Below are 8970 nucleotides of genomic sequence, written 5' to 3'. Positions count from 1 at the left end.
AATCTATGGCTTGCGGAATACCAACAGTTTGCTCAAATACAACTGCAATGTCCGATTTCGATTTTATGTCCGATTGCCTTTTTAATCCTTATGACGCACTAGATTTAGACAAAAAAATCAAAGTTGCTTTATCTGACCAATATTTGGTTGAAAAAAAAGAGAAGGTTTATAAAAAATACAATTGGAGTATTGCGGCAAAACAAATTCAAAATGCTATTTTAGATAACAATAAATTTATAAATTAAGTATTTATTTTTATACATAAAAATGTACTTTTGCAATCGATAACACCATTGCATGAAAATAGCGATCTTAGGAACAAGAGGAATACCCAACTATTACGGAGGTTTTGAACAATTTGCAGAGTTTTTCTCGGTGTATCTTGTAGAAAAAGGACACGATGTGTATTGCTATAATTCACACAATCATAAGTTTCAAGAAAAAACATTTCATGGTGTAAATATTATTCATCAGCACGATCCAGAGTATAAATATGGTACTTTTGGTCAGTTTATATATGATTACAATTGCATCATGGATTCTCGAAAGAGAGATTTCGATATCATACTTCAATTAGGTTACACAAGTAATTCGGTTTGGTATTTTCTATTGCCCAAAAAATCAATTATTGTAACCAATATGGACGGATTGGAGTGGAAGCGCACCAAATATTCTAAACCAGTACAACAGTTTTTAAAATTTGCTGAAAGATTAGCAGCAATTTCGAGTGACTATTTAATTTCTGATTCACTCGGAATTGAAAAATTTCTAAAAGAAAAGTATAAAAAAGAATCAACTTATATCGCATACGGCGCACATCCATTTAATAATCCAAACGAAGAAATCTTAAAGGAATATAATGTTCAAAAAGAAAACTTCAACATGATTATGGCGCGTTTCGAACCAGAAAATAATCTAGACATGGTTCTTGAAGGCGTAAGTAGTTCTAGTGATAAAACACCTATTTTGGTTGTAGGAAAACATGATACAAAATATGGTGAATACCTAAAAAGCAAGTACAAGAATTTCAACAATATTAAGTTCCTTGGCGGAATCTATAACTTAGAACATCTTAACAACTTACGCTACTATTCTAAACTTTATTTTCATGGCCATTCTGTAGGCGGAACCAATCCTTCGCTTCTAGAAGCAATGGCATCGCAGGCACTGGTAATCGCTCATAACAACGATTTTAACAAGGGAATTCTAAAAGAAAATAGCTATTACTTTTCTAATCCAGAAGAAGTAAAGAATATTTTAGAAACTATCAAAAAAAGTGATAACTTGCCAATGGTTCAAAACAACTACCAAGCAATAATTAAAGATTTCAATTGGGATAAAATTAATGGGCAATATTTACAATTACTTAATGACTGCTTGGCAAGAGGAAAGAAAAAATAATTTATTTGTTCTACTTGCGGCTTTAGTTCTAGTTACCATTCCGTTACCATATATTTTCAATAGTATAGCAGTAATTGTATTTGTAATAACATCAATTTTAAATGCCAAAAACTACAAATTTAACTTTCAAAAAATCTTAATTTATCCAATTGCGCTCTATCTTATAATGTTGTTATCTATAATTTGGACGATAGATTTTAAATTAACTTTTGCCGCACTTTCTAAAGAATTATCGCTTTTATTACTTCCAATTTGTTTTTTTATAATTCAATTTAGCAAAGCCGATAAACTCAAAATTCTGAGCTATTTTAGTCATGCTATTTTCGGATATTGTGTTTTTTATCTTATTAAAGCAATTGTACGATATTGTCTTACAAATGATACGTCTGTTTTTTTCTATCATGAATTAGTAACTTTAGACGTCAACGCAATTCACGTTTCGGTTTACTGTGTGGTGAGTTTTTTTTATTTTTTAGTTAAAACCAACAAAACTGCATTCGATAAAATTGCGTTAATCATTTTGGCACTAGTTACAATTTTACTTTCTTCCAAAAACATTATCTTAACCTTTGTTTTGTTGTTATTAATTTACGCTTTCTCCAATAGAAAAAATACTGTTAAAAAAAGTTATGTTTTTATCTTCCTGATTCTTACAGTTGTGGCATCAATTTTATTTTTTAATAAAATTAAAGAGCGATTTGAAATCGAAATTCAATCTACAGGAACAGAAAAAACTATAAACAATTCCATATCAAAAGAAGGCGCGGTTTATAATGTTACTATCAATGAAGCGTGGAATAAAGATAAATTTCAACACAACGATTTTTTTCCAGGAACAGCTTTGAGGGTGTATCAAATAAGAATTTTTAAAGAACTACTTCAAGAAGAAAATATTTTTTTCACAGGTTTCGGACTAAATGCTTCTTGGGCAAAAATTAAAGAAAAAAGAATTGAACACAATTTGTATCCTGGTTATGAAAGATTCAATTTTCACAATCAATATGTGCAAAATTTTGCCGATTTGGGTGTATTTGCATTCCTACTTTTGATAATAATGGTACTCTTAACATTAAAAATAGCAATTAGAAACAAAGATTTTATACATTTTTCTTTTGCAGTTCTAATGATAAGTTTATTTTTGACAGAATCATTTTTATGGAGACAACGAGGTGTAGTTTTTTTCACCATGTTGTATTGTCTTTTAAACACAAATTTGATAGATCAAAGTTTAAAAAAGAAATTTAAGATTATATGAAATCGCCATTAACAACAAGTTTGCGCAAGCAAACATCAATAATAAAAAGGCGATACCATATATGACAGCAAACAAAACAAATTTTACATATATGAAAAGAATATTAATTACCGGTGCTGCTGGGTTTTTAGGATCACATCTTTGTGACCGTTTTATTGCCGAAGGATATTATGTTATTGGAATGGACAACCTAATTACCGGAGATTTAAAAAATATTGAACACCTTTTCAAACATAAAGATTTTGAATTTTATCATCACGATGTAACTAAATTTGTTCACGTTCCAGGAAAGCTAGATTATATTCTTCATTTTGCATCGCCTGCAAGTCCAATCGATTATTTAAAAATTCCAATTCAAACACTTAAAGTTGGTTCACTAGGAACACACAATCTTTTAGGTTTGGCACGTGTAAAAAAAGCAAGAATTTTAATAGCATCAACATCCGAAGTTTATGGAGATCCATTAGTTCATCCTCAAACCGAAGATTATTATGGAAATGTAAACACCATTGGACCAAGAGGTGTTTATGATGAAGCAAAACGTTTTCAAGAATCAATAACAATGGCTTATCACACTTTTCATGGTGTTGAAACAAGAATAGTTAGAATTTTTAATACTTACGGTCCAAGAATGCGATTAAATGATGGTCGTGTAATTCCTGCATTTATTGGTCAGGCACTTCGTGGAGAAGATTTAACCATTTTTGGAGACGGAATGCAAACACGTTCTTTTTGTTATGTAACCGATCAAGTAGAAGGAATTTTCAGATTATTACATTCTGATTATGCTTATCCGGTAAACATTGGAAATCCAGACGAAATTACCATCAAAGATTTTGCAGAAGAAATCATAAAACTAACAGGTACAAACCAAAAAGTAGTTTATCATCCGCTACCTATAAACGATCCGTTACAACGTCAACCAGATACAACTAAAGCAAAAGAATTGCTAGGTTGGGAAGCCAAAGTAAAAAGAGATGAAGGTATGAAATTAACTTACGAATATTTTAAATCATTGTCTTTAGATGAACTTTTAAAAGAAGAACACAAAGATTTTAAAGGGTACATTCATTAATTTATGGTTGCACAACAAACAGGTAGATATTCTAAATATATAAGACCAATAAGCGTTTCTCTTGACGTTTTGGTTATTACCATTTTGAGTTTATTTTTCTTTAGAGAATTAAACTTAAACATGGTATCATATATTTTATATCAATCGTTTGCATGGTTTTTTATAGCATTTATAGTACGTTTCTATGACGTGTATCGATTTACAACTCCTGTAGAAATAATCTCAAAGCTGATTCGACAAGCGGCTTTATTTTTATTAGTCGTCATTGCTTTTTTTCCGTTTGTAAAGACGGCGATTTTTAGTGGAAAAGCAATTGCAATATTCATGTCTTGTAGTTTCTTTATTATAATTTTATTCAAATACTTTTTGTTTTACTATTTAAAGAGATATCGAATTATTACCCAAAATAATTTTAGAAGTGCAATAATTATTGGCTATACTCCAGAGGCAATCCGACTTAAAGAAGTCTTTGAAAGTAGAAAAGATTATGGATATAGATTCGAAGGCTATTTTTCAGATAAAAAACAAAATGCAGAAGTTAAAGGTAAAGTAGAAGACTTAAAACAATTTGTTTTAGAGAAAAACATCGATGAAATTTATTGTTCATTAAATGAAATTTCTAACGAAAAACTAAAAGATTTAGTTGAGTTTGCAGACGATAATAAAAAGCAAATAAAATTCATTCCCGATACAAAAGAGATATTTTCTAAAAACATGAGAATTGATTATTATGAGCTTTTCCCTGTTTTATCGCTTCAAAAAACGCAACTTCATAACCCAACAATAAAAGGTATTAAAAGAGGATTTGACATAGTTTTTTCTTTTTTGGTTATCGTTCTCATCCTTTCTTGGTTAATGCCTTTGATCGCTATTTTAATTAAATTAGAATCTAAAGGACCTATTTTCTTCAAACAAGGAAGACCAGGTTTAGATGAAAACGAATTTTTTTGTTATAAATTTCGTTCGATGCAAGTCAACGAAACCACAGAAAGAGAAGCTTCTAAAAACGACCCAAGAGTTACCAAGATGGGAAGATTTATGCGTAAAACAAGTTTAGATGAATTGCCGCAGTTCTTTAATGTTTTACTAGGCGATATGTCTGTTGTTGGGCCAAGACCTCACTTATGGTCACAAAATAAATCGTATGCTAGTAAAATAAAGAAGTATATGGTACGTCATTATGTTAAGCCTGGTATCACTGGTTTAGCTCAGGTAAAAGGATATCGTGGCGAAATTGAAACCGATGAAGACATGATAAACCGAATCAAATTTGACGTTTTTTATATAGAAAATTGGTCTATTGTAATGGACATCAAAATCATTATTCAAACGGTTATTAATATTTTTAAAGGCGAAGACAAGGCCTATTAAAAAACATCTTTTTCAATCAAGTACTGCATTTGATTATCTAAATTGAACCTATTTTTACTTTCGTCAAATATTCTTTTCTTCATTTCAAATAAATCTGATTTACTCATTTTAGAAATCAATTGTAATTGAGAATTCAAATCAGTGTAGTTTTCTACAGATGCAACCCAACCCATATCGTTTTCTAGAACAATAGTTTCGCCTTCACCACCTCCAAAGTATAAAATTGGAAATCCAAGAGCACCATATTCGAAAATCTTTGAAGGAACAGAACCATAAATTCGAACTCTCAGCGGAACAATTGCAATATCAAATGATTTTAATTTATCGTGCAAATGGTTGCGTTCCATCATACCGTGAAAGAAGATATTTTTACCTTTTTCTGATGAAATTAAAGCTTCTATTTGATTTTTTTCTACACCATCACCAAACAGATGCAATTCAATGTTTAAGCCATTTAAATCGATTTTTTCACACAATTCATAAACGCCTTGTGCAATTCCTAAAAGCCCAGCATAAAATAGTTTTATAGGCTGATTTTCTTCCAATTTCAAATCAAAATTTTCAACTTTATGATCTGGAAAATTTCGATATAAATAACAATTTTTTTCAGGAAATATGGATTTTACATGTGTAATAATTTCGTTAGATTGTCCAATGATTAATGTTGCTTTTTTATAAATAAATCGTTCTAAAAATAACGAGAATTTATGCGAAAAGGAGTTTTCTTTCAAAGCTTTCAACTCAATTGCTGCCAATGGCCAAAGATCTGAAATGTTGAGAATTATCTTTTTATTTTTTAAAGAAAGGACAAAAACAGAGATAAAAGAAAGTAATAAAGGCGGAGATTGAACCACCACTTTTTGAGGCGTCTTTTTAAACAATAAATAGAAAAACAAGCTCAGCGAAAAAGACAAAACAGAAATAATTCTAACAACCAAATTTTTGCTAACACTCGGATAAATCCAAAGACGTTTTACAGCAATATTATCTCGACTTTCAGTAACCGAAAATTTGCCTCTATACTCAGGAAACAATTCACCTTTAGGATAATTTCCAAGCGGACAAATTACCGAAACCTTATAATTATTTTCATGTAATTTTAAGGCCAACTGCTCAATTCTATTGGCAGCAGCACCTTTTTCTGGCGGATAATAATTGGATATAATTAGGATTTCTTTCATTTTTACCACGAAGACACAATGGAAGCACAAAGCTCACAATGTAAGTTGTTAGAATCAAAGTATAAATAGTGTTCTTCGTGCATTTTTTTTGACCTTTGTGGTTAAACTTTTAATAAAATAGCAATAATTCTCTCAGATGCTTTTCCATCCCATAGCTCAGGTATTCCTCTTTTAGACAAACCATTTTCTAGAAATTTCGTAAATTCTAAAGTCAAATTTTCTATTGAAACCCCAACTAGATTATTAGTTCCAATTTCAATTGTTTCTGGTCGTTCTGTTGTGGTTCTCATTGTAAAACACGGAATTCCTAAAACCGTAGTTTCCTCAGAAATTCCACCTGAATCGGTAATCACAGCAAAACTGTTTTTTATCAAATACATAAAATTCAAGTAACCTTGCGGTTCTACAAATAAGATGTTTTTCAAATTCAAATTTTGTTCACCTAATATTGCTTTCGTTCGAGGATGAATTGGAAAAATTATTTTTTTATCGCCAACCATTTTGTCAATGCCTTCTAATAAATTAATCAACGATTGTTCTTCGTCAACATTCGATGGACGATGTAAAGTCAAAATGATATAATTCCCATTTTCTAAACCAAATTCACTCCAAAAACTGGGAGCAGAAATCCGATTTAAATTCTGATGTAAAGTATCAATCATCACATTTCCAACAAAATGAACATTTGAGGAATCGACACCATTTTTCAATAAATTTTCGGAAGCAGATTTTGAAGTTGTAAAGAAATAATCAGTGATACTATCGGTAACAATTCGGTTAATTTCTTCGGGCATAGTCATGTCACCAGATCGAATTCCGGCTTCAACATGAGCAACTTTTATATTCATTTTCTTAGCAACAATTGCACAAGCCATAGTCGAATTGACATCGCCAACAACCAAAACTAAATCACAAGGATTTTGAGTTAATTCTTTTTCAAAAGCAACCATTATTGCACCAGTTTGCTCAGCCTGCGAACCACTTTTTACTTCCAAATTTGCATTTGGATGCGGAATATTCAACTCTTCAAAAAAAGTATCACTCAAATTTTTATCATAATGCTGACCTGTGTGAACTAATCTGTAAGAAATAGTTTTTCCTTCAGATTGCTGTTTTTCAATCGCTTTTATAATGGGAGCGATTTTAATAAAATTTGGTCTTGCGCCTGCAATTATGGTTATTTTCATTTATACTGAACTCGTTTCAGTATCTTTTGAATTTAAAGATACTGTCGTTATGTTAATCATTTTTTATAACCAATTTTTGTTCTTGGCTTTTCATTTTCCTTATTATCAGTTAATTCATCCAAATAACTAAAAACCAACTCAATATTCTTATCGTGATTTTCAAGTTTTTTCTGAATTTGCATAATATCAATTTTCAAATCGGTTGTATCCAAAAGCATTTGACGTACTTTGGTAAAGATCCTCATAATTTGAATATTCGTTTGAATAGCTTTATCACTATTCAAAACACTTGATAACATTAGAACTCCGTGTTCAGTAAATACCATTGGCGTATATCGTAAACCCATTTTATCAGAATTGGAGGTCGCAATTTGCGACCTCCAATTTGCAAATTCATCCTTTGTTAATTCAAACATAAAATCTTCAGGAAATCTAGAAAGATTACGTTTAACTTGTTCTTTTAATCTTTTAGTTTCAATACCATAAAGCATTGCTAAATCTCTGTCTAACATCACTTTTTGATTTCTAATAAAGTAAATTTTATCTGAAATCGTTTCTTCTGAAATAATTAAATTTTGGCTCATATTTTTATTTTAATGGTTTATATTTTATTTCACCAACGAAACAAACTGTTTCAATTTTCCGCTTTTACTTCGTTGTAATTTTTCTTTTCTGGTAAATGTAAACGTCAAACCACTTTCTAAATAAGTTGTAATTGCTTTTTCAATAGTTAGAATTTGATTTTCGGTTAAGGCATTTTCACTTACATATTCCACTTCAAAAGTATCGATTTTTGTTTGTTTAATCACAAATTCTTTTACATTTCCGTCGTCTTCAATAATGCTTTTGGTTACGTAGTAAAATGTTAATCCAGGTGATTTTTTTCCGCTTGGAAGAATGGCAATATCGTTGGTTCGTCCAATTAATTTTTTTAGAATTGGTTTTTTGAAGGTACTTTTTTCATCAAGAATTCCAACATCGCCAATATCATATCGAATGAACGGATGCGCTTTATTGTACAATGACGTAATAATAATTCGACCTTCTTTTCCGTTGGGAAGAACGTTATCATTTTCATCTAAAATTTCTATCAATAACGTTTCAGAATTTACTTGCCATTCATCATTTGGATTTTGAAAAGCTATCAAGTCCAATTCGGAAGCACCATATTCGTTGATTATTGGAACTCCAAATTGTTTTTCCATCAATAGTTTATCTTCTTCAAATAACATTTCGGAAGTAACGACGCAACATTTCAACGTTGGACAAACCGAGGTTAAAATAATGTTTTTCTTTTGAAGAAATTTAGCAAATAAAACGATAGAAGAAGTATAACCATTTATGTAATCGAACTTTTTATTCTGAAATTTCTGCAACACTTTTTCAAGAATTTTATCCGATAAATCAAAAATGGTAAATCGGTAACTATTCTTCAAAATGTCTTTCAAACGTTCTTTCTTATTTCCGATAAAATCTAAAGGAATTCCATAAAATCTGGCT

General features: G+C 30.4%; 9 protein-coding genes. 5 read left to right on the top strand and 4 right to left on the bottom strand.

Features of this window, described 5'->3' with window-relative positions; translation table 11 throughout:
* From DIU01_RS04505 to DIU01_RS04485, 5 genes are all read left to right on the top strand, one after another.
* The coding region (locus DIU01_RS04505; protein ID WP_290832051.1) for a hypothetical protein at window positions 1–245 on the top strand (245 nt) is incomplete at its 5' end.
* A 52-nt stretch (window positions 246–297) separates the two neighbouring features.
* Complete coding sequence (locus tag DIU01_RS04500) at window positions 298–1401, top strand: DUF1972 domain-containing protein (RefSeq protein ID WP_290832050.1); 1104 nt, start codon at window positions 298–300, stop codon at window positions 1399–1401.
* Window positions 1346–2656, top strand: a complete 1311-nt coding sequence (locus DIU01_RS04495; protein WP_290832049.1) for an O-antigen ligase — start codon at window positions 1346–1348, stop codon at window positions 2654–2656. Before DIU01_RS04500 ends, DIU01_RS04495 begins: the two co-directional genes overlap by 56 nt.
* 91 nt (window positions 2657–2747) lie before the next feature.
* Window positions 2748–3731: a UDP-glucuronic acid decarboxylase family protein gene (locus tag DIU01_RS04490; RefSeq protein ID WP_290832048.1), complete on the top strand. Its 984-nt coding sequence runs from the start codon at window positions 2748–2750 to the stop codon at window positions 3729–3731.
* A gap of 3 nt (window positions 3732–3734) precedes the next feature.
* Window positions 3735–5102, top strand: coding sequence for an undecaprenyl-phosphate glucose phosphotransferase (locus DIU01_RS04485; protein ID WP_290832047.1), 1368 nt, complete (start codon window positions 3735–3737; stop codon window positions 5100–5102).
* Here the strand turns inward: DIU01_RS04485 and DIU01_RS04480 are convergent.
* The 4 genes from DIU01_RS04480 to DIU01_RS04465 all read right to left on the bottom strand — a co-directional run.
* Window positions 5099–6283 (bottom strand): glycosyltransferase family 4 protein, encoded by a 1185-nt coding sequence (locus DIU01_RS04480; protein WP_290832046.1) that lies wholly within the window; start codon window positions 6281–6283, stop codon window positions 5099–5101. The genes DIU01_RS04485 and DIU01_RS04480 overlap by 4 nt on opposite strands.
* A gap of 101 nt (window positions 6284–6384) precedes the next feature.
* Window positions 6385–7470: a non-hydrolyzing UDP-N-acetylglucosamine 2-epimerase gene (gene wecB, locus DIU01_RS04475; protein WP_290832045.1), complete on the bottom strand. Its 1086-nt coding sequence runs from the start codon at window positions 7468–7470 to the stop codon at window positions 6385–6387.
* Window positions 7471–7526: 56 nt separating this feature from the next.
* Window positions 7527–8054 (bottom strand): ORF6N domain-containing protein, encoded by a 528-nt coding sequence (locus DIU01_RS04470; RefSeq protein ID WP_290832044.1) that lies wholly within the window; start codon window positions 8052–8054, stop codon window positions 7527–7529.
* 24 nt (window positions 8055–8078) lie between these two features.
* A partial coding sequence (locus DIU01_RS04465) for a phenylacetate--CoA ligase family protein (protein WP_290832043.1) occupies window positions 8079–8970 on the bottom strand: 892 nt, incomplete at its 5' end.

The sequence above is a fragment of the Flavobacterium sp. genome (assembly GCF_003525665.1).
Classification (GTDB): Bacteria; Bacteroidota; Bacteroidia; order Flavobacteriales; family Flavobacteriaceae; genus Flavobacterium.
Note: the sequence above shows the minus strand (reverse complement) of the source record. Positions and strands in the feature narration are given on the sequence as shown.

Excerpts from the sequence above, each read along its gene's own strand:
- DIU01_RS04500 (WP_290832050.1), top strand. The coding sequence starts at position 298 with ATGAAAATAGCGATCTTAGGAACAAGAGGAATACCCAACTATTACGGA.
- DIU01_RS04495 (WP_290832049.1), top strand. The coding sequence starts at position 1,346 with ATGGGCAATATTTACAATTACTTAATGACTGCTTGGCAAGAGGAAAGA.
- DIU01_RS04490 (WP_290832048.1), top strand. The coding sequence starts at position 2,748 with ATGAAAAGAATATTAATTACCGGTGCTGCTGGGTTTTTAGGATCACAT.
- DIU01_RS04485 (WP_290832047.1), top strand. The coding sequence starts at position 3,735 with ATGGTTGCACAACAAACAGGTAGATATTCTAAATATATAAGACCAATA.
- DIU01_RS04480 (WP_290832046.1), bottom strand. The coding sequence starts at position 6,283 with ATGAAAGAAATCCTAATTATATCCAATTATTATCCGCCAGAAAAAGGT.
- wecB (WP_290832045.1), bottom strand. The coding sequence starts at position 7,470 with ATGAAAATAACCATAATTGCAGGCGCAAGACCAAATTTTATTAAAATC.
- DIU01_RS04470 (WP_290832044.1), bottom strand. The coding sequence starts at position 8,054 with ATGAGCCAAAATTTAATTATTTCAGAAGAAACGATTTCAGATAAAATT.